The following is a 26,794-nucleotide window of genomic DNA, read 5'->3' on the forward strand; positions in this document are numbered from 1 at the left end:
CTTTAGTCAGAAAATGCGATAGTCGGCGAATTTGTAGGCCAGCCGGTAGGCGGTGACGATCAGAATGAAGCTGATGACGGATTTGAACAGGCCGACGGCCGTGGCGAAGCTGAATTGTCCGTTCAACAGCGCCATCCGATAGACGTACGTATCGATAATGTCGCCCTTATCGTAGACGAGCGGATTGTACAGGTTGAAAATCTGATCGAACCCGGCGTTCAGAATGTTGCCGAGCGACAGCGTGCCGACGACGATCGCCATCGGGAGCAGCAGCGGAACCGTAATGTGCAGCAGCTGTTTCCAGCGGTTCGCCCCGTCCATGACGGCGGCTTCGTACAGCTCTCCGTTGATGCCGGCCAAGGCGGCCAGGAAGACGATCGTGCCGAACCCGAACTCCTTCCAGACGTCGCTGGCTATGACGACGAAGCGGAACCAATTGCCGTCTCCGAGGAAGAAGATCGGCTTCATGCCTAACCCTTCGACCATGACCCGGGTGACGAGGCCGCCCTCGGGATTAAGAATGTCGAGCAGAATGCCGCCAAGAATGACCCACGACATGAAGTGGGGCAGGTAGACGAGCGTCTGAACCGTTCGTTTGAACGCCATCTTCGCGACTTCGTTCAACATGAGCGCGAATACGAACGGGGTAACCAACTGGAACACGATCTTCAGGGAAGCGATTACAAAAGTGTTCCAGATCACCTGCCTCGTGTCGGAGAACGCCGCGATCTCCCGGAAATGATCCAGTCCGACCCATTCGGACCCGGTAAATCCGGCGTACGGTTTGAAGTCTTGGAAGGCCATAATAATTCCCGGCATCGGGCCGTATTGAAATACGAGCAATACGATCAATCCGGGAAGAACCATGCTGTGAAGGGGCCACGTTCGTCTCAAATTCCATTGCTGTTTCGTGCTGCGCATCAATTCCACCGCCTGTCGTTTTTTCTCCCCATAGTCCAATGGTATACGCTTTGAGATCCCCTCCTAAATATCAAAATCTAAACATAGAAGCACTTTATCAACCAATGCGCGAACTGGTAATCGGTTTATCTAGTACCGCCTCGGCCCTTCTTTGTATAATGGGTGCACGGCTTCGATTCGAGGGGCGGGAAGGAGACTCGGCCATGCGCATTAAGTGGAACTTCAATATTTTCAAGAAAATCTACGTGTTGATCGTTCTGTTCCTGATCCCGGTTCTCGGGCTGTACTACTACTCCAACCAGATCAGCGTCGAAGTCGTCGAGCAAGAGATCAACAACCGCGATCTGAACAAGCTGAACTATGTGCTGAGCCAACTTGAAAGCGATTTCGAGCAGCTCTCGCTCATCTCGCTGGCGCTCGTCCAGGACCCGGACATCCACAAGTACGTCAACAGCGACGTCTTCGCCAGCACGTTCAGAGACGATTACGACCTGGTCGAATTGAAGGTTAAGATTATGGAGAAAATTTCCCTGCTCAGCCTGCTTAATCATTGGAGGAACGGGATTTTCGTCTATTCCGGCAACGGCAGCGAAGTGCTCAGCAGCAACATTCTGCTCCGCGCCAACTTCCAGCCCAATGAATTCAGTCCGATCTGGGAATACAATCCGCAGGCCGACCAGTTCTACAAGCATACGAGCACGCCTCTGTCCGAACCGGGCACGGAGGGGCCCGACGAGTTGATCGTGGAGGTGCGGGCCCCGGCTTCCTACATTCGGGAAGTGCTGGACCAGCTCAAGGTCGGCGGGGACGGAGATCCGTTCCTGTACCGCGCCTCCTACCAGCCGCTCGTCAACCGAACGGCGAACGACCCGCTGATCGCGCAGTTGAACGAGAGATTGGATCGGGAACCGCTGCAGGCGGCGGGACATCTGACGGAGAAAATCAACGGCAAAAAATATTTGATTACTTACGTGCGGTCGGAAGCGATGGGCTGGACGCTCGTCGATTACGCCAAAGTGGACACCATCCTCGCTCCGATCGAGATGAGCCGCAATTTCTTCTGGTTCTCGGTCGGGATGCTGCTGATCTTGTTCGGCGTCGTCGCGTTGCTGCTGTTCTTCCACGTGCAGCGGCCGACGGGCGAGCTGATCGACAGCATGCACCGCTTGAAGAAGGGCGATTACCAGGTACGGCTGCGGCCGGACAAGAACAACGTGTTCTATTTTATTTTCAAGCGGTTTAACGAGATGGCCGAAGAAATTCAACATCTGATTGAGAAAGCATACGTGGAGAAGCTGCGGACGAACGAGGCGGTCATGAAGCAGCTCCAATCGCAGATCAATCCTCACTTCCTGTACAACAGCCTGTTTTTCGTGCAGACGATGGCCAGGCGGGGCAGGGAGGAAGAGGTCGAGGCGATCTGCATGCATCTCAGCGAGTATTACCGTTACGCCACGCGCGTGGATAAGCAGTTGGTGACGCTTCGTGAGGAAATGGAATACATTCGCAACTACTTGGAAATCCACGTCATGCGGACGCAGCGCATCCGTTACGAGATCGAAGTGCCGGAGGAGATGCTGGAGCTGGAAATTCCGCGAATGCTCGTCCAGCCGCTCGTCGAGAACGCGATCAAGCACGGCATCGAGCCGAAGCCGGGGGAAGGGGTTATTCGCATATGGGGCAAACGGGAAAACGAGGATTACGCCCTGTACATCGAGGATAACGGAGTCGGCATGCCGGCGGGAGAGGCGGAGCGTCTGAACGAGTTGATCCGGCAGTCTCAGGCGGGGGACGAAGAAGAGATCGGATGCGGCGTATGGAACATTCATCAGCGCATGAGATACAAGTTCGGGGAGGGAGCCGGGTTGGCATTCGCCGCCAAGGAAGAGGGCGGATTGCTCGTCGGCATGCATTGGAACGGCGAACAAGGAGAAGGGGGAGAGCGGAATGTTCCAGTTGCTGCTGGTTGATGACGAGAGACCGGTCGTGGAGGGCTTGGAGGAGATTATTCCTTGGGAGGAGCTGAGTGTGTCTCAGGTGCACACGGCTTTCTCGGGGCAGGATGCGCTGAACGTTATGAAGAAGCACGCGATCGACATCGTCGTGACCGATATTCAGATGCCCGGCATGTCGGGCATCGAGCTGATCAAGGAGATCGAGCGGAGATCGCCGCGGACGAAATGCATTCTGCTGTCCGGCCATGCCGAGTTCGAGTATGCCCAACAGGCGATCCAGAGCAATGTGATCGATTATTTGCTGAAGCCGATTCGCAGTCAGACGCTGATCGAATCGGTGAACCGGGCCCAAGAGCTGCTCAAGCAGGAATGGGAGCAGATCGGCTCGTACGAGCGATCCGTTCAGGCGCTGAAGGAAAATATGCCGCTGCTGCGCGAGAACCTGCTGAAGGAGCTGCTGCACGGTGCGCGCATCGGCGGAGAGGAGTGGGAGCGCAAGCGGCAGACGCTGGACATCCCGTTCGTTCCGGGAGACGATTGCTCGCTCGTGCTGGTGCGGATGGACGAACTGGGTCGCCTGGAAGAGGAGCATCCGTCGCTCGCGGAATTCGCGATCGGCAACATCGCGGCGGAAGTGTTCTCGGGCGGCTTTCATACGTGGAACTGCAAGGTGGACCACGGCTTCCTCATCTTCGTCGTCAAGCCGACCGCGGCCCGCGAGGAGGAGATGCGGCAGGCGAACGGGGAAGACTGGATACAGGCCCGCAAGCATCTGCTGGAGGAGACCGCCAGCCAGTTCCAGAGTAAGGCGAAGCATTATTTGAAATGCAAAGTTTCGATCGTGATCGGCGATTGGGGAACGTTCCCGGGCGGGCTGAAGGTGCTGTACCGGCAGACGCTGACCTCGCTGATCAAGTATGTCGGGGACTCGGAAGACTTCTTCCTCGCCTCTATGGAGGAGAAGCGCAAAGCGAATTCGCTGCGCGGACTGCACGAGCATCCGACGGTCGCGCATCTGCTGGAGGTCGGCAACTGGAAGCAGGCGTACGAGAAAATAGGCGATATTTTCGCGGAGCTGAACCGGATCAACGTGCGTCACCGGGAATTTCTGATGGAGGTCTATTACGTGATCGGCGCGGCCGTGGCGATGACCGCCCATAACAACGGCTATCTGCTGTCCGAGGTGCTCGGCGACGACGATTACGCCGCGCTGATGCAGCCGTCGTACGATTCCGTGCGTGCGTTCGAAGCGTTGGCGTACCGGGTGCTCAACAAGCTGGAGGCGCGGATGATCGCGGATCTGGAGGGCAACCGCATGTCCGTCGTGCAGAAGGTTCACGCGTTCATCGAGAAGAATCTCGATTCCGACGTGTCGCTGCAGTCGATCTCCGATCACGTCTACCTGCACCCCGTGTATTTGTCCAAAGTGTATAAGCTGGAGACAGGGGAGGGGCTGAGCGAATACATCAACCGCATCCGGATGGAGAAGGCCTGCCATCTGCTGAAGAACTCCCGGCAGAAGATCTACGAGATCGCCGAATCGCTCGGTTATCAGACCAATTATTTCATTCGCGTATTCAAGCGCCAGTATGGAATGACTCCTCAGGAGTACAGAAGAGTCCAAATTTGAGCTTCGTCCCGATATCATCTTACAGAATGCTACTTTGTTAAGATTGTGATATATATCCGCCAAAATAGCCCGTATTATAATGATCCCAGAATTGAATCGCCCGCTGCCGGCGGCGTGCGAATGCGAGCGTTCAGACTTCGGTCCGGCCGGCGATTCGATTCCCATCATCAGGAGGTGGACTCATGTTCAGGAAATCTGCATTGGTTCTAACGGCGATCATAGCGTTAACCGGCGTTTTGGCCGCCTGCTCCAAGGGGAACGGCGGCGAAGGCGCGGCTCCGGGCAACAGCCAACCGGCGACGGAGACGGCTTCGGCGCCCGCGGCCGAGTCCCCGGTCAGCTCGACCGGGAAGTTCGATCCGCCGGTGAAGATTACGACGGCCAGGCCGGTTGCTTCCGACGTCGTGTACAAAGAAGGGGAAGACACGAAGAACAACGTCCATATCCAATGGGCGAAAGACAAGCTTGGCATCAATATCGATTACATCTGGACCGTGGGCACTTACGATGCTTACCACAACAAGATCAAGCTGGCGCTCGCTTCCAACGAGCCGCTGCCGGACGTGTTCATCGTCGAGGACGCCCAGCTCGCCAAGCAGGTCATCGAGTCCGGACGGGCGATGGACATCAGCGAAGCGTACGACATGTATGCCAGCGAGCGGATGAAGCAGATGTACGCGGACAATCCGACGGCATGGCAGTCGGTGTCCAAGGACGGACGCAAATTCGGCATCCCGATTCTGCAGACCGGAGCGGGAGAAGATCCGATCCTCTGGATTCGCCAGGATTGGCTCGACAAGCTGAGCCTGCAGGCGCCGACGACGATCGAGGAATTGGAAGCGGTCATGGATGCGTTCGTTAACCAAGACCCTGACGGCAACAACAAGAAGGATACGGCGGGCATCGCCTTGACGCTGCGCGACGGCTTCAACTCCTGGGTCGACGGCAAGTTCGTCTTCGGAGCGTACAGCAAGGACGGCGTGCTTCCGAAGTACTGGCACGAGAACGCCGAAGGTCAGCTGGAGTACGGCTCCATTCATCCGGATATGAAGCAGGGGCTGGCCAAGTTCCACGAATGGTACACAAAAGGCTACCTGTTCGAGGACGCCGGGGCGGCCGATCTGTTCGCCGCGTTCGAGAAGTTCAACCAGGGCAAGGTCGGTATCATCGCCGGTCCGTACTGGATGGGAGACTGGCCGCTGCCGGACGTCTTCAAGAACGTTCCCGAATCGGTCATCAAGCCTTATCCGCTGCCGCGGGGGCCGGAAGGCGTTCACGCGCCGGGCGAGCGGCTGGTCAAGAGCCGGATGTTCTTCAACAAGGATTTCAAGCATATGGACGCGTTCTTCAAGTATTACGACGAGACGCTCGGCTACTGGTACAACGACGAGAATTCCGACTTCAAGTACGGATTCGCCGAGGGCTACGACTACGTGCTGGAGAACGGCGAGGCGGTCTACGATCCCGAGAAGCTGCCGAACGGCTACATCAACGCGGGCAAGTACATGCTGAGCTGGAATCCGCCGAACGTTCCGTTCGTGGAGCTGAACGTCTACAAGGATCTGGCGACGGGCAAGCCGGCCGAAACCTATCTGGAGAAGAAGCTCGCCGGACTGCCGCCGCTTAAGGTGGAAGGCGGAGCGGTGCTGGCGAACGACCTGGACAAATCGGTGCACGACCGCTTCGTCGGCGCTCCGACCAAGACGATGGAGAGCAAGGGCGTCATGCTCAACAAGCTGGAGAACGAGACGTTCGTCAAAATCGTATACGGCAGACTGCCGCTGGACGACTTCGACAAGTTCGTCGCCAACTGGAAAGCTTCCGGAGGCGATCAGATCACCGAAGAAGTGAACGAATGGTATCAGTCGGTTAAATAGTCGGGAGGGTCGGCTGATGGATCTTCCGGTCGACTGGGCCGAAGCGGACCGGGCCGCGGGCGAATATGCCGCGGGTTATGTCGAAGACGGCATGACGGTCGGTCTCGGAAGCGGCACGACGATCTATTGGACGCTGCGCAAGCTGGCCGAACGCGTCGGGGCCGGCCTGCGGATGAAGGGGATTCCCACCTCGCTGAAGACGGAACGGCTGGCGCGCGAATGGGGCATTCCGTTGACGGATTTCTCCGAGTGCCGGAATCTTGACTTGTACTTGGACGGCGCGAAGGAGATCGATCCGGACAAGGCGATGATCAAGGGCGGCGGAGGCTCCTTCTTCCGAGAGAAGCTGATCGCGGAAGGGGCTGTGCGGCGGATTATCGTCATTCGGGGCGGCAAACGGGTCGAAAGGCTCGGCAGTATCCCCGTTCCCGTCGAGATCGTGCCGTTCGGCTGGGAGTGGACGCTGGAGAGGCTGCGCGGTCTGGGCTGCGAGACAGCGCGGAGGAGCCGGAGCGACGGAGGGGGAGAGCTTCCTTTCGTTACCGATAACGGCAATTACGTGGCCGATTGCAGCTTCGGACTTTTATACGACCCAGCGGAGACGCATCGTCGTATTAAAGAAATTACAGGTGTGGTAGATACCGGCTTGTTCTTCGGCCTAGCCGATGAAGTCGTCGTGGGCGGCGAAAGCGGAATCGAAATATGGACGTAAGCGAGATGATGAGATGAAGGCTGCCGCATTGACGGGATTCGAACGAATTCAGGTGTTCGAGGCAGAGAAGCCTGCGCCGGGGCCGGGAGAAATCCGGGTCCGGGTGGCGGCGTGCGGAGTGTGCTCCTCGGAACTGGGTCTGTGGGCCAACCCGGCCTTCTCGACGGAGACGCCGCTGTACTTCGGTCACGAGATCAGCGGCATCGTCGAGGAGACGGGGGCTGGAGTCGAACGTTGGCAGACCGGCGACAGAGTAACCGTATTCGCCGAGAGAGGCGGCTACGCGGAGTACGTCGTCGTGCCGGAGAGCTGGGCGATCCGGGTAGCCGACGGGATTCCGCTGCGCGCCGCGCTCGGCGAGCCGATCGGCTGCGCGATGAACGCGGCCGCCCGCTCGGGAATCGGCCTGGGCGATACGGTCGTGCTGATCGGGGCCGGCTTTATGGGGGCTTTGGTGCTGCAAGGCGCGAGGCTGAGAGGCGCCGCCAAGGTGATTGCCGTCGACGCCCGCGAGGAATCTCTGGCGCTGGCGCGCCGTCTGGGCGCGGACGAGACGATCCTGGCCGGACGCGAGGACGTGGCGGAGCGCGTGCGGGAGCTGACCGGCGGAGCGGGGGCCGACGTCGCCATCGAATGCACCGGCCTTCAAGCCGGGCTGGATGCCGCGACGCAGGTCGTGCGCATTCGCGGGAAGCTGGTCGTCGTCGGCTACCATCAGGGCGGGCCGCGCTCGATCGACATGCAGATTTGGAATTGGAAAGGGCTCGACGTCGTCAACGCCCATGAGAGAGAGCCCGAAGCTTATCTGTCCGGCATCCGGGCGGGAATGAAGCTGCTGGAAGCCGGACGGCTCGAGATCGCGCCGCTGCTGACGCACGAGTACCCGCTGGAGCGGATCGACGAGGCGTTCCGGGACGCGAAGAGCAAGCCACCGGGTTTCACGAAGGCCGTCATCGTATTCTGATCGTTCGTTACGGCATCACGCATCGCATACAGAAGGAGTGTTTTCCTGTGAGAAAATTGAAAGTCGGGCTGATCGGCCTGGGCGAAGTGGCGCAGATTACCCATCTGCCGATATTGGAAAATTTGGCGGACCGCTACGAGATCGCCGCCTTGTGCGACATCTCGCAGCAGCTGCTCGCCGTGTTGGGCGAGAAGTACCGGGTGACGAACCTGTACACGGACGCGAAGCAGTTGTGCGAGCAAGCCGATCTCGACGCCGTGTTCGTGCTGAACAGCGACGAATACCACGCGGAGTGCGCAATCCATGCGCTGCGCAACAAGAAGCATGTGCTGATCGAGAAGCCGATGACGCTGAACCAGACTGACGCCGACGCGATGATCCGGGCGCGGGACGAAGCCGGCGTGCAGGTGATGGTCGGGTATATGCGCCGCTTCGCTCCGGCGTTCACGGAGGCGCTGGAGGAGCTGAAGACGCTCGGACCGATTCAGTACGCCAAAGTCCGCGACATTATCGGGCAGAATCGGCTGATCATCGAGCAGTCCAGCAACGTCTACCGGTTCTCCGACATTCCGCAGGAGGCGTCGGCCGACCGTTGGGCAAGACGCGAGGCGATGATCAAGGAAGCGATCGGAGACGTTCCGAAGGACGTCTACAACGCCTACGGTTTGCTGTGCGGCTTGAACAGCCACGACTTGTCCGCGATGCGCGAGCTGCTGGGCATGCCGAAGCGGGTCGTGTCGGCGAAGCAATGGAACGGAGGCGGCTATATTGCCGCGATCCTGGAGTTCGACGGCTACTATGCGACGTTCGAGACGGGCGTGGACGATCAGCGGCGGTTCGACGCTTCGATCGAAGTGTTCGGCCGCTCCAAGTCGATGACGATCCAGTACAATACGCCGTATATCCGCCACCTGCCGACGACGCTGAACGTCAAGGAAACGATCGGAGAGGCGTACGTCGAGACTGCGAACCGCCCGACGCTCAAAGACCCGTATACGGTGGAGCTGGAACATTTTTACGACGTGGCAACGCAAGGAATCGTTCCGAAGACGACCCCGGAGGATTACAAGAACGACCTGGAGATTTTCAGAATGATCGCCGAAGCGCTGGTTCGAGAGGAATAAACGAATGGAGGAAACGGACATGACGCAATTGCTGACGAAAACCGAAGTCGACGCCTACCAGGAACAAGGATATACGCTGTACAAGAAGCCGGTATTCTCCAAGGAAAAGATGGACCGGCTGCGGGGAATTTTCGAGGATCATCTGGCGGAGAAGGGCGACAAGCTGTCCGACGAATTGGATACACCCCACTTCCGCGACAAGCGGCTGCTGGAGTTTCTGCTCGCGGACGAGGTGCTCGACCTGGTCGAGCCGATCATCGGGCCGAACATCATGCTCTGGTCGAGCCACTTCATCTGCAAGGACCCTTACGTGGGCCGTGCCACGCCATGGCACGAGGACTCCGCGTACTGGAACGGCCGCTTCGACAAGTACGACAAGATCGTGACCGTATGGCTGGCGATCGACCGCAGCTTCAAGGACAACGGCTGCATGCGCGTCATCCCGGGAACTCATCACAACGGCTTCTCGCAGTACGAGAACGTCGATATGTCCGTCAACACGTTCCATGCGCAGATCAAGGACATCGACGAATCGAAGGCGGTCTACTTCGAGCTGGAGCCGGGCGAATGCTCGCTGCACGACTCCCGCATCATCCACGGCGCCGCGGCCAACACGAGTCCGTATCGCCGCTGCGGCTACACGATGCGGTTCATCTCCACGGATACGAAGGTCATTCCGGAGAAGAACGAGAACTGGGAAATCATATTGGCTCGCGGCGTCGATCTGGCCGGCAACAGCTACGTGAAGATCTAATCGGCGGCAAGCCATGCGCAAGGGGCATCGGGCGACCGTGCCCCTTGTTCACGATTCAGTCCAGAGGACGCCGAAGAAGTTGTTGCTTGTGTCTCACAAAGGAAAAGCAGATGCGAGAGGTGAACGGGATGGAACGGGGAATTTACTTTGACGGCTGGTATCGGGATGAGCATTGCTATCATCCGAGCCTGCCGATGCGCAGGACACAGATGGTGGAGGATCTGGTCGACTACGAGGCGACGCTGCTCGTCTGGTCGGCTCTCGGGGGCGGCGTCGTGTCGCTTCCGTACCTGGAGGAGGAAGCATACGGCGAAGTGCCGTCCCGTCTGCGGATGTACGGGTATATGAACGACCGCGAATTCATCCGCGAATGCGACAAGCACGGCATCAAGGTGTTCGGCGTCGTGTTCGAGGTGCAGGGCTGGGAGTTCCCGGCCGAGATCAGCGAGGACGAGACGAAACTGCTTGGGCTGAACATTATGCGCGGAGAAGGGCAGAAGGTGACGTACGGCCTTCGGGAGTTCAGCCAGGACAAGTATCCGAAGCTGTTTCCCAAGACGTTCCGCGATTACTTCCCTGACGGGCTGGTCAACAGCGACGGGGAGCAAGTGACGGATCTGTGGGAGGAATGCGCCGCCCGCAAAATGGACGGAACGGCCGTCCACGCCGCCTGGGTGGAAGTGGTCGGGCATGAGCAGCAATGCTACCAGATGTGCCGCAACAATCCGGTATGGCGGGCTTATCTGAAGAAGATCATCGAGATCCAGATCGACGCCGGCGTACACGGCGTGCATCTGGACGAATGCGAGCTGCCGATTACGGCGATCGGGTACGGAGGATGTTTCTGCAAGGATTGCATGAAGCAGTTTAACGTCTATCTGACGGACCGGCAGCGCAAGGGCGATCTGCCCGCGGCTTTGCAGGAGATGGACCTGGAGTCGTTCCATTACGGCGATTACTTGAAGGCCTGCGGCGCCGAATTCCCGGGCAAGGCGTCCGAGACGCCCTTCTTCACGCAATATTTCCAATTTCAAATGAAAATCATGACGGGCTACTTCAAAGAACTGACGGACTACGTGCGCGAATACGGCCGCTCCAAGGGGCGGGACGTGCTCGTGTCGGGCAACTTCTTCCACGTCATGCACCAATACATGCCGCTGCAGCCGGAAGTGGACATCATCGCCACGGAAATGCGCAATACGCTGTACCGGCAAGCTTACTGGTATCGCTACGCCAACGGGTTCGCCAACGGCAAGCCGATGACCGTCGTGGAAAATCCGTACGGCGGCATCGTGCCCGAGTTGCTGGAGAATCTGCGCGCGGGCCGAATGGCCGAACAGTTCCAGCTGATGCTGCTGGAGGCGGCGACCTACGGCTGCAATCTGTCCGTTCCATACGGGGGCTGGATGGGCAACACGATCCGCGACGCGTTCTATGCGCCCAAGGAGCCGACGATGGCCGTGCAGAAGTTCCTCAAGCGCAACGAGCATCTGATCTCCGACGTATCGGGCGCGGAGATTGTCGTCAACTACAGCTACCCGAGCTACTACTATCGCGAGAACGACGCGGTGGAGAACGACCCGGGGCAGGCGACGATGCTGTCGTCCACGGTGAACAAGGGCGTCGTGATGCCGTTCTGGGACATCATCAAGGAGATGAGCAAGCAGCACGTGCCGTTCGACGTGTTGATCTCTTCGGACGGCGAGCTGTTCCAGGATACGTTTAATCTGGAGAGTCTGAGCAAGTACAAATGCCTCGTGCTTCCCGACAACGAGAAGATGACGTCCGAGCAGCTTGCGGTCGTGCTGGGCTTCCTGGACGGGGGCGGCCGGGTTGTCGTCTACGGGCGGCTGGCGGACGAGATGGGCGATCCGGAGCTTGCGCGGATAATTCTGGCGCATCCGGGCACGGTTCATTGCGGCAAGGAGGAGAAGCTGCTGGGCTTTGTCGGTTCCATCCGCGACGTGCTGCCGGACCGCAAGTTCCAGATCGAAGTGGAGGGCCGTCCCGATATCGGGCTGCACCCTCACCGGCTGGCCGACGGGCGCACGGCGGTGCATCTCGTCAATTATCAATTCCACCGCGAGCAGGATCGCGTGATCCCGATCGAGAGCGTCACTTTCCGCATGCGCGCAGATCGTCCGATCGAAGGATTGGCGCTTCATACGCTGGACGGGCGGGAGCTTGACGCCGAATGCCGGAACGAAGACGGTTATCTGACGGTGACGATTCCGTCGATGCCGCTGTACGTGCTGGTAGAGTGTCTGACCGAAAGGGGCGAAGGAACGGGAGCATGCAAATCCAATTGTACATGTCGCTGTGGGCATTCGTCGGATTCGAAGGGTCGCCGCTGTCAATCCGATTAGGGAGCGATGCCGGACGCGTGTTCGAGAGAATCGCGGCAGCGGGCTATCAAGGCGTGGAATGCCCGCTGCCCGTCGCGGAACAGGAACCGCTGTTCCGGCAATTGCTGAAGGAGCACGGTCTGAAGCTGATCGCTCAGGTGCTGACGGAGGGACCCGACCACGCCGGCTCGTTCGAGCGGCAGCTTGAGCGGGCGGCCTCCTTCGGGCCCGGGCTGATCGTCTCGCAGAGCGGCAAGGACAGCCACGGCCGGGAGGAGCGTCTGGCGTACTTCGAACGGGCTCTCGCCGCGGAAGCCCGCATCGGTATCCCCGTCGCTCATGAAACGCACAGAGGACGGGCGCTCTATACGCCTTGGCACACGGCGGAACTGCTCGCTGCGGAGGAGCGGCTTAGGTTGACGGCGGATTTCAGCCACTGGTGCTGCGTGACCGAATCGCTGCTGGAGGATCAAGGAGCGGCCATGTCGGCGGCTTGCGCCCGCGCGATTCACATTCACGGGCGCGTCGGCCATCGCGAAGGGCCGCAGGTTTCGGATCCCCGCGCTCCAGAGTATGCGCAGGAGCTGGCCGCGCACGAGGACTGGTGGAAACGGATCGTAAATGCGCACTTTGCCCGAGGAGAGACGACGATGACATTCACGCCGGAATTCGGACCGCCCGGATATATGCCGACGCTGCCTTATACGAAGCAGCCCGTCGCCGATCTGTGGGAGCTCAACGCCTGGATGGCCCGCCGATTCGTTCGCTTGGCCGAAGAAGCGATAGCCGAGGCGACAGATTCGGGGAAAAAGGAGGAGCACGCAGGATGAAGGACGAAATTAAGAGGCGAATTATTATCGATACCGACATCGGCGGAGATCCCGACGACGCGACGGCGATCGCGCTCACCCTGGCTTCCCCGGAGCTGGCCATCGAGGGGATCACGACCGTCTATTCGGACGTCGATTATCACGCCAGACGGGTCGCTCGCTTGTTCGAATTGGCGGGAGCCCCTCCGGTTCCCATCTATAACGGACTGTCGGAGACGCTGTTGCGAAACCGGAACGTCAGCTGGACGAGCGATGCGGATACGCAGGACGAGGAGGGAGAAGGGGACGCGCTGGACGGCGGCCCGCAGCCCGCGGATGCCGGCAGCGCCGTCTCCTTCATCGTCGGCTCGATCATGGCCTCGCCCGGCGAGATCACGCTCGTCTGCATCGGACCGCTGACGAACATCGCCGCCGCCATCATCGTCGAACCCCGTATTATAGACAGGGTGAAGCAAATCATTTTGATGGGCGGCGTCACCCGTCTCGGGGACAACGGGGCGGAGCTGTATCCCGTCGAGCATAACATCAAGTGCGACCCGGAAGCGGCGTCCGTCGTGTTCGGCTCGGGAGCGCCGATCGTAATGGTCGGTCTGGATGTGACGAGCAAGGCGCGAATTACGCGCGAGCACTGCCGCAGGCTGATCGCCTCCGGCAAGCCGGTTAACGCGGCGCTGGCCGACGTCATGGAGCGATGGCTAGTGCGGATCGGAGAGGACTCGACCCCGATGCACGATCCGATGGCCATGGCGCTGGCGATCGACGGTACGCTCGCGACGACGAGGCGGATGAATGTGCGGATCGATTACGACCACCGGGAAGGCACGGGGCAGACGGTTGCAGTGTCCGACCCTCGAAGTCCGGTGGAGGTTTGCCTCGATGTCGAGGCGGACAGGTTTCTGAACTTGCTGTTTGACCGACTATGCAAGGAGGAGTAGGGATGACGACGCACATCGGGCTCGAAGAGGCTCGGCTTCGCACGATAAGCATGCTGGAGCAGGCAGGCATCGTGCTGACGGAGGAAGAGAAGGCGAACGTGGAAGTCGCCGACATGGGACTGGGCGAGCTGGCGGTCAGCGGTCTTCAGCTGATTACGTACGTCAATACGGACCGTTACTGCGCCAAGGATCTGGTACTGTTGCCCCGGCAAACCTGCCCCGAGCATCGGCACCCGCCGCTTGGACCGGACAATCCCGGCAAGCAGGAGACGTTCCGCTGCCGGACGGGCCGCGTCTGGCTGTACGTGGAGGGTCCGGCGACCTCCGAACCGCAAGCCCGGCCGCCTGCGGGAAGCGAAGCTTACTACACCGTTTTTCACGAAATCGAGTTGAATCCCGGCGAGCAGTACACGATTCCGCCCGATACGCTCCATTGGTTTCAGGCCGGGGACGAGGGCGCGATCGTATCGGAGTTTTCCAGCACGAGCCGCGACGAATCCGACATTTTCACCGACCCGCGCATTCGGCGTCTGGCAGATTGAGAGTTACGGGCGTCGATAAGACGGCGAGAAGGCCATCCCCAAGTCATTCTGAATTGACTTGGGGATGGCCTTCTGCCGTCTATTGCCGTACTATTTCTTATTGTTATAAAAGTACATCGTCAACGGAGCGAATACGACGACGAAAGCCGCGGAGAGGAGGAAGACGATAGGCAGCAGCCCGCTCTCCAAGCCGCCGTGCGCCAGACCGCGCACCGCGTCCACGACCAGCGTGACCGGATTGACGTCGACCAGGCTCTGCAGCCAGCCGGGCATCGTCGAAGTATCGACGAAGACGCTGCTCAGGAACGTAAGCGGGAACAGCACCATCATGCTGATGCCCATCAGCGCTTTTTCGGAACGCACGATGAGACTGAGAAACGTCCATACCCAGGACAGGCTGAAGGCGAACAGCAGCAGCACGAGAACGCCGAGCACCAGGCCTCCGAAGCCTTCGGCCGGCCTGAAGCCGAGGATGTAGCCAAGCCCGATCATGATGGTCGAAGCGAGCAAATAGCGGACTGCGTCAACCAGCAGAGCCCCGACAAGAGCCGCAGGGCGCCAGAAGGGCAGCGTGCGAAACCGGTCGAATATGCCTTTCTGAATATCCTTGTTCAGATCGATGCCCGTGTACATCGTGATCATCGAGACGGTCATGACGAGAATGCCCGGCAGCACGAAATCGAGATACTCTCCGGTGGAGCCGGAAATCGCGCCTCCGAACAAATAGGTGAACATGAGCAGGAACATAATCGGGAAAGCCGTTACGTCGAACAGTTGCTCGGGAACGTATTTGATTTTCAGCAGCGCCCGCCACCCGAACGTCAAGGAGGCGCCGATCGCCCCGGGGCGGCCTGGACGCTGCGACAACGTTAAAGCGCGCTGCAGATCGGTTGCGTTATCCTGCTTGATGTACATCTTCCGATTCCTCCCCTTCCGACTCCGGCGAGTCCGGTTTCTTGCCTGTCAACGTCAAGAACACCTCATCCAGGCTGGGCTGGCCCATCGAGAAATCCGCGATCCGCAAGTCCTCCGTCACGAACCGGCTGATCGTCGCGGCTGCGGCGCTGTGATCCGCGATCGGAACGATCAGCTTCAGCGCCCGCTCATCCTTCTCGAACGTCTCTTGCGTCAGCGAGCCAAGGATGACTGCCGCCCGTTCGAGATCTTCCGCCGCTTGGAAGTGAACCGTCAGCCTGCCCGCGCCTACGAGAGCTTTCAGCTCCGAGCTTGTTCCTTCGGCGATTAATCTTCCGTGATCGATGACGGCGATCCGATCGGCGAGCTGATCCGCTTCCTCCAGGTACTGCGTCGTCAGGAATACGGTCGTTCCGTTGCGAACGAGCGCGCGAATGATGTCCCATACCTGGTTGCGGCTTCGCGGGTCGAGCCCCGTCGTCGGTTCGTCGAGGAACAGCAGGTCGGGCGCCGCCACGATGCTGGCCGCGATATCGATCCGCCGCCGCATGCCTCCCGAGTATTTCTTCACTTGCCGCTGCGCCGCCTCTTCCAGATGGAACGCCTTCAGCAGTTCGTCTGCCCGCGCCTTCGCGTCCGCTCTGGAGAACCCGACGAGCCGGGCGATCAGAATGAGGTTTTCCCGGCCGGACAGATCCTCGTCAACCGAGGCGAACTGTCCCGTAAGACTGATGCGCTGCCGTACTTGATCCGTCTCCTTGGCCAAATCGTAGCCCATTACCTTCGCGGAGCCTTCGTCCGGTTGAAGCAGCGTAGCCAGCATGCGAATCGTCGTTGTTTTGCCCGCGCCGTTCGGACCCAGAAAGCCGTAGATCGAACCTCTTGGCACCCGCAGCGCGATGCCGTCGACGACGCGCTGATCTCCGAATTTTTTGACCAGACCGTCGGCCTCGATGGCGTATTCCGGATGAGAATTCAAGCCCATGCTTCGCGATCCCTCCATCTCCATTGTCGTTCGTCAGCGATTATGCGGTTAAGCGGTTATGCGTATGCGGGACTCTCTCAAATGTCTCTATTATTATACAGTATAACCATGGGAATGGTATTTTCTTCTTGCGCCTTCGAATTTTTATTTCACGACGAATGGCGCGCCGGGAGCTGCGCCGATGAGTGCCGCCATAGACGGCGTTCGGGACGCGCCGGAGGCGGGCGACGCAGATTGCGGGACATTGCGTTCCTCCACTCGGCAGCGGATTTTTTCGTTCTGTGAATCCATGTTATGATGAAAGGATCGTCTTAAAGAACCGGCAAGGAGAACGGGACAAATGGGTACGGAACTATCGATCGAACGCTCGTCCGGAATGACCGGACGGCTATGGATTTTGCTCGGAATTATACTGGCAGGAGCGAATATGAGGGCGGCGATCTCTTCCGTCGGACCGCTGATCGGCTTTATTCGGGATGAGACGGGCTTGTCCAACGGGGCAATGGGCTGGATGACCACGATTCCGTTAATCGGCTTTGCGCTGTTGTCTCCCGTTACTCCGGCTATTGCGAGAAGGTTCGGCACCGAGCGGACGCTTGCGGCAAGCCTGCTGCTGATGACAGTCGGCATCGCCTCCCGCGTCGTCGACTCCGTGCCGATGCTGTTCATAGGCACGGCTGGGGTGGGCGTCGCGATCGCGGTAAGCAACGTGCTCCTTCCGAGCATCGTCAAGAAAAACTTCGCCAACCGGGTCGGTCTGATGACCGGACTGTACAGCATGACGATGACGCTGTTCGCGGCGTTCGCGGCCAGTGTCAGCGTGCCGCTCGCGGAGGGGGCGGGCTGGGGCTGGCGCAACGCGCTGCTCGTATGGGCCGCGATGTCCGCCGCGGGTCTGCTCATCTGGCTGCCTCAAGCGATTCGTTCCCGCTCTTCGGGGGCCGCTGCGGCCGCGGGAGTCTCCGCGGAGTCGCGCGCCGGCCGGGGATCGAACGTCTGGAAGTCCGGACTGGCCTGGCAGATCACGCTCTTTATGGGGTTTCAGTCGTTCAACTTTTACGTCTGCGTGGCCTGGTTGCCGGACATTCTGCTGAGCAAGGGATGGTCCCCCGAGAATGCCGGGTTCATGCTCAGCTTGATGCAGCTTTCCGGGATTCCGTTTAATTTTCTGATTCCGATGATCGCGGAGAAGCTCAAGGACCAGAAGCTCGTAGCCGCCCTGGGGGCATTGATCAGTCTGGCCGGGTATGCGGGCTTGCTCTCCGGCCATTCCGCGGCGCTGACCGCATCGGTCGTGTTGATCGGCGTAGGGCAGGGGATGAGCATCAGCTTGGCGCTCATGTTCATCGCGGTGCGGGCGAGGAGCGCGACGCAAGCGGCGGCCCTGTCGGGCATGGCCCAATCGGTCGGCTACGCGCTCGCCGCGCTGGGGCCAATCTGCCTGGGCATGCTGCACGACGCTTCTTCTTCGTGGACGGGCCCCATTCTCGCGATGATTGGCTCTTCCGTCGTCATGGCGGTCGCGGGCTTCGGAGCGGGGCGCGATCGTTACGCGGATTAAGCGTTGGGTGGGAGTTCGTTTTTTCTGATTAAAAAATTATATCCCGTTATGAAATATTTATTTTTCATTTCGGGATATTTTATGTTATAATATGGAAGTGGGGAGAGTTGATATGGAAAGAAATGAGATCATTGCAGAACGCTTGAAAACTTGCCGTGAAAAACGGAAATTGAAGAAAACCGATGTAGTTGAATTAATAAATGTTCCCTACAGTACTTATGCAAATTGGGAATCTGGAGCACGAGAGCCATCGTCGAAAGATCTAGTCCGACTTGCTGATTTCTATCGCGTATCTTTAGATTATCTATTTGGTCTTACGGATGTCCCAACAGTGCCTATCCAGCAAGATGTAAAAGAAGGAGGAAAATCATTGGATGCTTTGCGGGGAATAGTGGGAGATTTCAAGAGTCTATGGAACGAAAGGGATCGCAATATTAAAATTCGAAAAAGCCTCTATAATCAATTATTCGAAGATGCTGATATGAGAGAAGACAGAGTTCATTTCATTGTTAACCGAATTATTTCTTCATATTACATTGGAATCGAAACGGAACGGCGAAAGGAAGAAGAGGAAATTCAAAAGGAAGCGGAATTGACGGATTATTATATTTATTTAGATCGCTATCTTCATGCTTCGATTGGACATAATGTTGAGATTGGTATTACTAATGAACGAGTAGGTAAAGAAGGTACGCAAGACAACTATATTCTGATGGATTACAAACTTTCTCAACCATATCATTACTTGAAACTTCACTTAGAGCGGAATAACGAAAAATGGCCAATTTCGTTCCATGAAATCCAAGACATTAAATTTCTGAAGTGTGGCGATGATCGATTAAAGGTCTGGATCTACATGCCAAAACAAACATGGAGATTTTATCTGAATTATGATCCAAGGTCTGTAATGAGCAGCGAGATAAGCGATAAATTAGAACTAACATAAAGAAAGAACTCCTAGGCATGGGTTCTTTTAATATTACCCATTTTGAAGCTTAATTCTCTTCAATAAATTAAAAACCTCCTCATCCGGCAAAATGCCTATGAGGAGGCAGACGCAATTCCGGGCAAAATGCCTTTTGCGTCCGTATTAATTTATGCCCATGGCTCAATAATATAATCCATGCTGCAGGGAGAATCACAGTGAATAACGAAAAAAATATTTGTATAAGCTACCTGGACGAATCTAAAGTTGAAAATAAAGGCCCAATACGAAAGTATACAATTGCAAGTATGACTGCGCTTAAAGCGGATTATGTCGATCACATTGAGCAGAAATGGAAAAGTCACCGCGATACATACGGCATTCCTAAAGGAAGAGTCATTCATTTTACGAACATTAAGCATCTGTTGAATCCAAATCCTCCTCCTCAACGTCCTCATGATCCAGACTGGGTAAGTGTGTTTAGCAATGATACAGGCATAGATTATGCTAAACTATATGCGTTTTTTAACGACTCTCTGGCCATCATAAGAGATGCTCCATTTATTGTGCAACTTACGGGACTGGAGTATGATTCAAGTCATTTATGCAGGCAAAACAATGTAAAGGATCAAATCTATTTCCCTCCCTTTATTGCGTTCCGCGAACATTTGGACCTTATGGGGTTATATTTATTGGGGCTTCATCAGGCTCCGTACAATTCCAATAATATTAAAATCACTAAGTTACGTTATGATGGTGACGTTGGACTGCAGGAGCGAGACGATATAAAACGCGCATACCATCATACTCTAACGGTCGGAACCAGGCATTTCAAAGCGGAAACAGCGATCAAGCTTTTTGATGAAATACGTTTTATTGGGAAGCATGAAATTGGTCACGAAGTAGTTACGCATGCCGGGAATGAAATTATCGATTTAATCACAACAATTGCTGCTCGGGACATGTGGCAGATTGATACAGATAAAATTAACATCGCAGTTCCAAATGTCGGAATCATCGACCCGTTACCGTTTATTAAGCCCAAAATTCTCCATGCGCAAAAACTAAAAGATTTTTATTAGAGCTGTTGCAATTATATTTTTAGTATAGTATTATTTTCTTAACAAGAGGGAGTAGTTCCTGTCTTGTTAAACCTCGCAGGCATATGACCGGGCGAGTTTATTTTTTTATATGGAAGATATTTAGGAACCATTATTAAAGCTGAGGCTTTAATAATGGTTCCTTTTTTGCTGTGCGATACGATGAGCAAGGTATCCAATTCGTTTCTAGGTCAAGAAATAGAAAAGTCGACCAATCCGGTTGCGAATTTTAGACGATGTTCTCGAATCGTAGGATTATTTAAATCGAATAAGCCCGATACAATGAAAGGGCATTCAAAACTAAATCCTCTACTGGAGTGAATACAAAATGAGAAGGCTTTCTATCTTATTGCTCGTATGCACGATGTTCGCGGCGGCGCTCAGCGCGTGCGGCGGCGGTTCGAAATCCTCGAAGGAAAACAAGCTCGTCGTCTACAGCCCGAACAGCGAAGAGATCGTCAAAACGATCATCCCGATGTTCGAGAAGCAGACGGGAATTACCGTCGAGCTGGTCACCGCCGGAACCGGGGAAATTTTAAAGCGCATTCAATCGGAAAAATCGAACCCGTACGCGGACGTTATGTTCGGAGGCTCGATGGCGGGTTACCTCAGCAACAAAGATCTGTACGAGCCGTACGTATCGCCCAACGATGAGTTTCTGCTGGAGGGCCACCGCAATACGAGCGGCTTCGCGACTCCGTACATCGGGGACGGAAGCGTGCTGCTCGTCAATACGAACCTGGTCGGCGACATTAAGATCGACAGCTACGCCGATCTGCTGAACCCGGCGCTGAAGGGCAAGATCGCCTCGGCCGACCCGGCCAGCTCCAGCTCCGCGTTCGCCCAATTGACGAACATGCTGAAGGCGATTGGCGGCGATTACGAGAGCGAAGCAGGCTGGAACTACGTCGGCGAGCTGATCCAAAATCTGGACGGCAAAATCGCCAGCGGCTCCGGCGCGGTCCACAAAAGCGTCGCGGACGGAGAATACGTCGTCGGCTTGACGTACGAAGATCCGGCCAGCACCTACGTGCGCAACGGCGCTCCGGTCAAGGTCGTGTATCCGAAGGAAGGCGCCGTATTCCTCGACGCCGGCTCGGGCATCATCAAGGGCGCTCCCCATCTGGAGAACGCCAAGAAATTCATCGACTTCATCCTGTCGAAGGAAGCGCAGGACGCGTTCGGCAGCCAGCTTACGAACCGCCCGCTTCGCAAGGACGCGCAGCTCGGCGACTACATGACGCCGTACAGCGACATCAAGATGATCGACGAGGACACGAAGTATGTCAGCGAAAATAAATCGAAGATCGTCGAGAAATACACCGACTTGTTCGCGAGCCTGCAATAAGGCCGCCATTCTGAATAAAAAGCAGGTGACAACGAGATGAGCGTGACGATATCCATTCAGGATTTGGTCAAAAAATATGGAGACGCCACCGTCATTCCCGAGCTGTCCCTGGAGATCAAGAAGGGTGAATTTTTCACCCTTCTCGGTCCCTCGGGCTGCGGGAAAACGACGCTGCTGCGCATGATTGCGGGCTTCAACAGCATCGAAGGCGGCACGATCAAGTTCAACGAGAAAGCAATCAACAACGTAGAGCCGGGCAAGCGGAACATCGGCATGGTGTTTCAGAATTACGCGATCTTCCCGCATCTGTCGGTCACGGGCAACATCGCGTTCGGTTTGCAGAATCGCAAGCTTGCCAAGCCGGACATTGCCGCCAAGGTCGAGGACATCCTGAAGGTTGTCCAGATCGAGCAGTACAAGGACCGGATGCCCAAGAACCTGTCCGGCGGTCAGCAGCAGCGCGTCGCCTTGGCCCGCGCGATCGTCATTCGGCCGGATGTGCTGCTGATGGACGAGCCGCTGTCCAACCTGGACGCCAAGCTTCGCGTCGACATGCGCAACGCGATCAAGGAGCTGCAGAGGGACGTCGGCATCACGACCGTCTACGTCACCCACGACCAGGAGGAGGCGATGGCCGTCTCCGACCGGATCGCCGTCATGAAGTCCGGCGTCATTCAGCATCTGGGCACGCCGCAGGAAATCTACCAACGCCCGGCCAATCTGTTCGTCGCGACGTTCATCGGCCGCACGAACGTGCTGGAAGCGGCGCTGACGAGCAATCAGGGTATGCGTATGCTGCGTTTCGGAGAAGGCGGCTATCAGGAGCCTGTCGATCACCTGAGCATTCCCGAGGAGGATGCGAACAAGCCGCTGCTGGCGGTGAAGGTGTCGATTCGTCCGGAGGAGTTCATCATCAGCGAGGACGGAACGGGCATCCGGGCGAAAATCGTGCACAGCGTATTCCTCGGCCAGATGACGCATTACTTCGTCTCGCTGGATTCGGGGCAGAGCGTGGAGATTACCCAGGAATCGACGACCGCTCGGCCGCTGGAGCCGAATCAGATCATTCATCTGAAAGTGAAGAAGGATAAAATCAACATTTACGACGCACGCGGGGAAACGAACTACACGGGGAGCGGACGCCCATGATCCAAGCGCGCAAAAGATTCGACGTCTGGACCAACCTCTCCCTGATCATTTTCATTTTCTACATTCTGTTCCTGGCTCTGCCCTTGTTCACAATGCTGTTCAAGAGCTTCTACGACGGCAATACGGGCGAACTGTCGCTGGCCTATTTCACTAAATTTTTCAGCAAACCTTATTATTTGAACGCTTTGTGGAACAGTATGAAGGTAACGGTCTGCGTCACGCTGCTGGCCGCTCTGATTGCGACGCCTCTGGCGTATATTATGTCCACCGTGAAAATCAAAGGAAGCTCCGCGATTCAAATCTTGATTCTGATCTCGTCCATGTCGGCTCCGTTCATCGGCGCTTACTCTTGGATTCTGCTGCTCGGGAGAAACGGCGTCATTACCCGGTTTTTCAAGGATACGCTCGGGATTGCGATGCCTGACATATACGGATTTACCGGCATTCTGCTCGTCTTGACGCTCCAGATGGTGCCGCTGATCTTCATGTACGTCTCCGGCGCGCTCAAGAACGTGGACCAGTCGCTGATGGAGGCGGCGGAAAGCATGGGCTACAAAGGCTTCGCCAAAATGAGAAAGGTGCTGCTGCCGCTCATTACGCCGACTCTGTTGGCGGGCGGTCTGCTCGTCTTCATGCGCGCCCTGGCCGACTTCGGTACGCCGATGCTGATCGGTGAAGGCTACAAGACGGTGCCCGTCCTCATCTTCACCGAATTCATCAGCGAGGTTGGAGGAGACGACGGTTTCGCCGCCGCAATCAGCGTCATCGTCGTGCTGTTCGCCACCGCGGTTTTCCTGCTGCAGAAGTTCGTGGCGAACCGCAAATCGTATACGATGAGCGCGCTTAACCCGATCGAGGCGAAGAAGAAAAAAGGGATCGGCAACGTCGCCGCCCATGTCGTGATCTACCTGTACACGCTGCTTGCCCTTATGCCGCAGCTCTACGTCATGTATACTTCGTTCCAGAAGACGTCCGGACGGATTTTCGTCCCCGGTTACTCGCTGGACAGCTACCGGCAGGCGTTCGACAACATCGGCGACGTCATTACCAATACGTTCATGCTGGCGATTACCGCGATTGTCATTATCATTTTGCTGGCGGTGCTGATCGCTTATGTGACGGTTCGCAGACGTAACGCCTTGACGAACACGCTGGATACGTTCACGATGTTCCCTTACATCGTGCCCGGCTCGATTCTGGGCATCGCCCTGCTGGTCACGTTTAACGACAAGCCTCTTATACTGAGCGGCACGGCGGCTATTATGGTCATCGCGTTCGTCATTAGGAGGCTGCCGTACACGATTCGCTCAAGCGCGGCGATTCTGCACCAGATCAGCGGCGGCATCGAGGAGGCGGCGATCAGTCTGGGCGCGTCCCAGATGAAGACGTTCTTCAAGATCACGCTGCCGATGATGCTCGCCGGCGTCGTGTCGGGGGCGATCCTGAGTTGGGTGACGATCATTACGGAGCTCAGCACGTCGATCATCCTCTACACCGGAGGCACGCGCACAATGACGGTTGCGATCTATACCGAGGTCGTGCGGGGCAACTACGGGGTGGCGGCGGCGCTGTCCTCGATTCTGACCGCCATTACGGTCGCCTCGCTGCTCCTTTTCCTGCGAATGACCGGGAAGAAGGAATTTACGCTATAATTGAGTTTCACAAAAAGCAAGTCGGTACTTGGGCGAACTCCGGGGCCGACTTGTTTTGGCATTTTCGCGCGAGCGCCTGGATGGGGGAATCGTCATGGGGCAAGAGAAAAAGCGCAATTTTCAGGAGTCGACCCGCCGGCTGTTCCGTCTGTATACGCTCATTCCGTTCGGGATTCTGATCGCGTTGTTTTTCGCTTTTACGATCGTGAACGGCAGAATGGCGGTGGAGCAGCGCTCCGCCCAAGCGACGCAGGCGATGGCCGAATCGATCGGAGAGGTGTACCGGCAGTATGAGCGGGAGACGTTGCGAATGGCAGAATCCCCGGCGGTGCTCGACTACGTGCGCACGAAGCTGGGCAGCGAGAAGGTGTACGCGGAGTTTTACGAGTTCAACAACCGGCAGAAGGTGAAGAGCGTCTTCCATATCGTGAGCATGGACGGCGTGTTTCTGGCGTCTTCCGCGCCTCCGGACGCGTTGAACTCGGATCAGGCGTTCGGAAATCTGCTGCACCGTATTTCGGTCAAGCCCGAGGCGCTGCTCGCGGAGACGAACGGTTTTCGCTATTCGTACGATCGGATCACGAGCTATACGTTCGGCAAGGCCATTGTGGAAGAAGGGCGAACGATAGGCTACCTGGTGTATCAGCTGTTCGAGACGGATTTGCAGAAGCTGATTTTCCTGCGCAATAACGAAGTGGCCGTCGTCACCGCCGAGCACAACACGATCGTCGCCACAACGAGCAACATCACGAAGGGCATTCTGAACAAGTTCCAGCCCAGTGCGGAAGGAAGCGGGAAGGTGCTGCTGAACGGCGGGGAATACGGCATGCACACGCGCGAAATTCCCGGAACGCCGATCAAGGTGCATGCGCTCAATTCTCTGGAATCGGGACGCGATACCGTGATCACGCTGTCGATCTTCGTGGTTGCCGCCAGCCTGCTGCTGTGGATCGTCATTCATTTTCTCGCGCAGAAAATGTCGTCCCGCAACGCCGAGTCGATCGACAAGCTCGTGCGGGCTTTCCGCCACTTGAGGGTGGGCAACCTGAACGAATACGTCGACATCCGGACGGGCGACGAGTTTCAGACGCTGGGCGAGAAATACAACTATATGCTCGATCGTTTGCGGGAGCTGATGGACAAAAATCAGGAGCTGTCCCGTATCAGCAATCTGGTCGAGATCAAGCAGCTTCAGTCGCAGTTTCATCCTCATTTTATTTTTAACGTGCTGGAAACTTTGCGTTATGCGATCAAGGCGGACGCGGGCAAGGCGCAGGAGATCGTCATGCTGCTCTCCCGGTTGCTGAGGTACAGCGTCGGGCACGAGCGGAGCGTGAGGCTGGAGGACGATCTGGGCTATGTGCGGGATTACTTGAAGCTGCAGCAGATCCGGTTTAACGAGCGGTTGAAATACAACATCGAGGTGACCGGGGACGCCGGCAATCTGTATGTGCCCAAGCTGATTCTCCAGGCGGTCATCGAAAACTCCATCAAGTACGGCTACCGCAACCAGAGCAGTCTGCATATCGACATTTTCGTGTTCGCGTCCGCCGGTAAGCTGATGTTGGAGGTCGCCGACGATGGACAGGGGATGACGAAGGAGCGGCTGGAGCAGGTGAACCGGATTCTGACAAGCCCGGAAAATACGACGGAGCATATCGGCTTGTACAACGTGCATCGGCGTCTCGTGCTTCTCTACGGGGAGGAGTACGGCATTCAGATCGCGAGCAAGCCGGGGAGCGGAACGAAAGTCACGCTGACCATTCCTTATGAGGAGGGCGAGGGGCATGTATAAGGTTCTGCTGGCGGAGGACGAGGATATGATCCGCAACGGCATCAAGTACAGCATCGATTGGCTGGAGATCGATTGCGTCGTCGTCGGGGAGGCGTGCAACGGAGAGGAAGGGTTGGAGAAAATCCGCGAGCTTCGCCCGGACATCGTGCTGACCGACATCAATATGCCGATTATGGACGGGATCGCGATGATCGAGCAGGGGCAGAAGCTGCATACGTTCAGCAGTATCATCATTTCCGGGTACAACGAATTTCATCTGGCGAAGCAGGCCCTTCATCTAGGGGTGAGCGATTTCCTCGTGAAGCCGCTGGAGGAGGAGCAGTTAATCAAGGCGCTCGAATCGGCCAAGAGCAAGGTCGAGCTGATGCTGAAGTACGAGAAGCTCGCCAGCCGCTCCGAGGAAGCGGAGGACGAGCTCCCCGCCGTCGCGCTGCCGGACGACAAGCTGAAGACGTCCAAGCACGTCGCCAAAATGATCGAATACGTGCAGGAAAACTACCACCGCAAAATCAGCATCCACCATCTCGTCAACCTGCTCGGCATCAGCGCTTCTTATTTGAACCAGAAGTTCAAGGCGGAGACGAGCTATACGTTTAACGACTTTCTGAACCGCTACCGCATCCACAAAGCGATGGAAATGCTGAAAGCCGGCGACGGCAAAGTGTACACGATCGCGCAGGACTGCGGCTTCAGCGACTACAAATACTTCATCAGCATCTTCAAGAAGTACGCCAACTGCACGCCTAGCCAGTATCAGGAGTTTTGTGGGCGGTAG

The 26,794-nt window shown here is 57.0% G+C and carries 22 protein-coding genes; 19 read left to right on the plus strand and 3 right to left on the minus strand.

Annotated features, from left to right (window positions below; translation table 11 throughout):
• Window positions 1–6 precede the first annotated feature (6 nt).
• A complete protein-coding gene (locus B0G52_RS12350; protein ID WP_094045073.1) occupies window positions 7–921 on the minus strand; it encodes an ABC transporter permease in 915 nt (304 codons plus the stop codon).
• A gap of 203 nt (window positions 922–1,124) precedes the next feature.
• Between B0G52_RS12350 and B0G52_RS12355 the strand changes: the two genes are divergently transcribed.
• The 11 genes from B0G52_RS12355 to B0G52_RS12405 all read left to right on the plus strand — a co-directional run bounded on the left by B0G52_RS12355 (window position 1,125) and on the right by B0G52_RS12405 (window position 14,589).
• A complete protein-coding gene (locus B0G52_RS12355; RefSeq protein WP_158223681.1) occupies window positions 1,125–2,891 on the plus strand; it encodes a cache domain-containing sensor histidine kinase in 1,767 nt (588 codons plus the stop codon).
• Window positions 2,869–4,506, plus strand: coding sequence for a response regulator (locus B0G52_RS12360; protein WP_094044627.1), 1,638 nt, complete (start codon window positions 2,869–2,871; stop codon window positions 4,504–4,506). Before B0G52_RS12355 ends, B0G52_RS12360 begins: the two co-directional genes overlap by 23 nt.
• A 182-nt stretch (window positions 4,507–4,688) precedes the next feature.
• Window positions 4,689–6,383 carry an extracellular solute-binding protein gene (locus B0G52_RS12365; RefSeq protein ID WP_094044629.1) on the plus strand — a complete coding sequence of 565 codons (1,695 nt, stop codon included), beginning with the start codon at window positions 4,689–4,691 and terminating at the stop codon, window positions 6,381–6,383.
• 16 nt (window positions 6,384–6,399) lie between these two features.
• A complete protein-coding gene (gene rpiA / locus B0G52_RS12370; protein WP_094044631.1) occupies window positions 6,400–7,095 on the plus strand; it encodes a ribose-5-phosphate isomerase RpiA in 696 nt (231 codons plus the stop codon).
• Window positions 7,096–7,108: 13 nt separating this feature from the next.
• Entirely contained in the window at window positions 7,109–8,059 is a 951-nt protein-coding gene (locus B0G52_RS12375) for an MDR/zinc-dependent alcohol dehydrogenase-like family protein (RefSeq protein ID WP_158223682.1), read from the plus strand.
• 47 nt (window positions 8,060–8,106) lie between these two features.
• Window positions 8,107–9,183 (plus strand): Gfo/Idh/MocA family protein, encoded by a 1,077-nt coding sequence (locus B0G52_RS12380; protein ID WP_094044635.1) that lies wholly within the window; start codon window positions 8,107–8,109, stop codon window positions 9,181–9,183.
• Between the two features lie 19 nt (window positions 9,184–9,202).
• On the plus strand, window positions 9,203–9,937 hold the full coding sequence (locus B0G52_RS12385) for a phytanoyl-CoA dioxygenase family protein (RefSeq protein WP_094045075.1): 735 nt from the start codon (window positions 9,203–9,205) through the stop codon (window positions 9,935–9,937).
• A 128-nt stretch (window positions 9,938–10,065) separates the two neighbouring features.
• A complete protein-coding gene (locus B0G52_RS12390; protein WP_198960639.1) occupies window positions 10,066–12,303 on the plus strand; it encodes an alpha-amylase family protein in 2,238 nt (745 codons plus the stop codon).
• Window positions 12,231–13,112, plus strand: coding sequence for a sugar phosphate isomerase/epimerase family protein (locus B0G52_RS12395; RefSeq protein WP_094044637.1), 882 nt, complete (start codon window positions 12,231–12,233; stop codon window positions 13,110–13,112). Before B0G52_RS12390 ends, B0G52_RS12395 begins: the two co-directional genes overlap by 73 nt.
• Window positions 13,109–14,047: a nucleoside hydrolase gene (locus B0G52_RS12400; RefSeq protein ID WP_094044639.1), complete on the plus strand. Its 939-nt coding sequence runs from the start codon at window positions 13,109–13,111 to the stop codon at window positions 14,045–14,047. The genes B0G52_RS12395 and B0G52_RS12400 overlap by 4 nt, the downstream gene beginning before the upstream one ends.
• A gap of 2 nt (window positions 14,048–14,049) precedes the next feature.
• On the plus strand, window positions 14,050–14,589 hold the full coding sequence (locus B0G52_RS12405) for a cupin domain-containing protein (protein ID WP_094044641.1): 540 nt from the start codon (window positions 14,050–14,052) through the stop codon (window positions 14,587–14,589).
• 90 nt (window positions 14,590–14,679) lie between these two features.
• On the opposite strand, the gene B0G52_RS12410 is transcribed toward B0G52_RS12405, so the two are convergent.
• Both B0G52_RS12410 and B0G52_RS12415 read right to left on the minus strand, forming a co-directional pair.
• Window positions 14,680–15,504: an ABC transporter permease gene (locus tag B0G52_RS12410; RefSeq protein ID WP_094044643.1), complete on the minus strand. Its 825-nt coding sequence runs from the start codon at window positions 15,502–15,504 to the stop codon at window positions 14,680–14,682.
• Complete coding sequence (locus B0G52_RS12415; RefSeq protein WP_094044645.1) at window positions 15,485–16,489, minus strand: ATP-binding cassette domain-containing protein; 1,005 nt, start codon at window positions 16,487–16,489, stop codon at window positions 15,485–15,487. Before B0G52_RS12415 ends, B0G52_RS12410 begins: the two co-directional genes overlap by 20 nt.
• Window positions 16,490–16,829: 340 nt before the next feature.
• Between B0G52_RS12415 and B0G52_RS12420 the strand changes: the two genes are divergently transcribed.
• The 8 genes from B0G52_RS12420 (at window position 16,830) to B0G52_RS12455 (ending at window position 26,794) form a co-directional block, all read left to right on the plus strand.
• Window positions 16,830–18,050, plus strand: a complete 1,221-nt coding sequence (locus tag B0G52_RS12420; protein ID WP_233162626.1) for a CynX/NimT family MFS transporter — start codon at window positions 16,830–16,832, stop codon at window positions 18,048–18,050.
• A gap of 112 nt (window positions 18,051–18,162) precedes the next feature.
• Window positions 18,163–18,996: a helix-turn-helix domain-containing protein gene (locus tag B0G52_RS12425; RefSeq protein WP_158223683.1), complete on the plus strand. Its 834-nt coding sequence runs from the start codon at window positions 18,163–18,165 to the stop codon at window positions 18,994–18,996.
• 197 nt (window positions 18,997–19,193) lie between these two features.
• The gene (locus B0G52_RS12430) at window positions 19,194–20,057 is read left to right on the plus strand and encodes a hypothetical protein (RefSeq protein WP_094044649.1); all 864 of its coding nucleotides are present in this window, start codon (window positions 19,194–19,196) and stop codon (window positions 20,055–20,057) included.
• A gap of 346 nt (window positions 20,058–20,403) precedes the next feature.
• The gene (locus B0G52_RS12435; protein ID WP_094044652.1) at window positions 20,404–21,423 is read left to right on the plus strand and encodes an ABC transporter substrate-binding protein; all 1,020 of its coding nucleotides are present in this window, start codon (window positions 20,404–20,406) and stop codon (window positions 21,421–21,423) included.
• Between the two features lie 36 nt (window positions 21,424–21,459).
• Window positions 21,460–22,572: an ABC transporter ATP-binding protein gene (locus B0G52_RS12440; RefSeq protein WP_094044654.1), complete on the plus strand. Its 1,113-nt coding sequence runs from the start codon at window positions 21,460–21,462 to the stop codon at window positions 22,570–22,572.
• On the plus strand, window positions 22,569–24,224 hold the full coding sequence (locus B0G52_RS12445; protein ID WP_094044656.1) for an ABC transporter permease: 1,656 nt from the start codon (window positions 22,569–22,571) through the stop codon (window positions 24,222–24,224). The genes B0G52_RS12440 and B0G52_RS12445 overlap by 4 nt, the downstream gene beginning before the upstream one ends.
• Before the next feature lie 94 nt (window positions 24,225–24,318).
• Window positions 24,319–26,019: a sensor histidine kinase gene (locus tag B0G52_RS12450; RefSeq protein ID WP_094044658.1), complete on the plus strand. Its 1,701-nt coding sequence runs from the start codon at window positions 24,319–24,321 to the stop codon at window positions 26,017–26,019.
• A complete protein-coding gene (locus B0G52_RS12455) occupies window positions 26,012–26,794 on the plus strand; it encodes a response regulator transcription factor (RefSeq protein ID WP_094044660.1) in 783 nt (260 codons plus the stop codon). Before B0G52_RS12450 ends, B0G52_RS12455 begins: the two co-directional genes overlap by 8 nt.

It is taken from the genome of Cohnella sp. SGD-V74 (genome assembly GCF_003001675.1).
Classification (GTDB): Bacteria; Bacillota; Bacilli; order Paenibacillales; family Paenibacillaceae; genus Cohnella.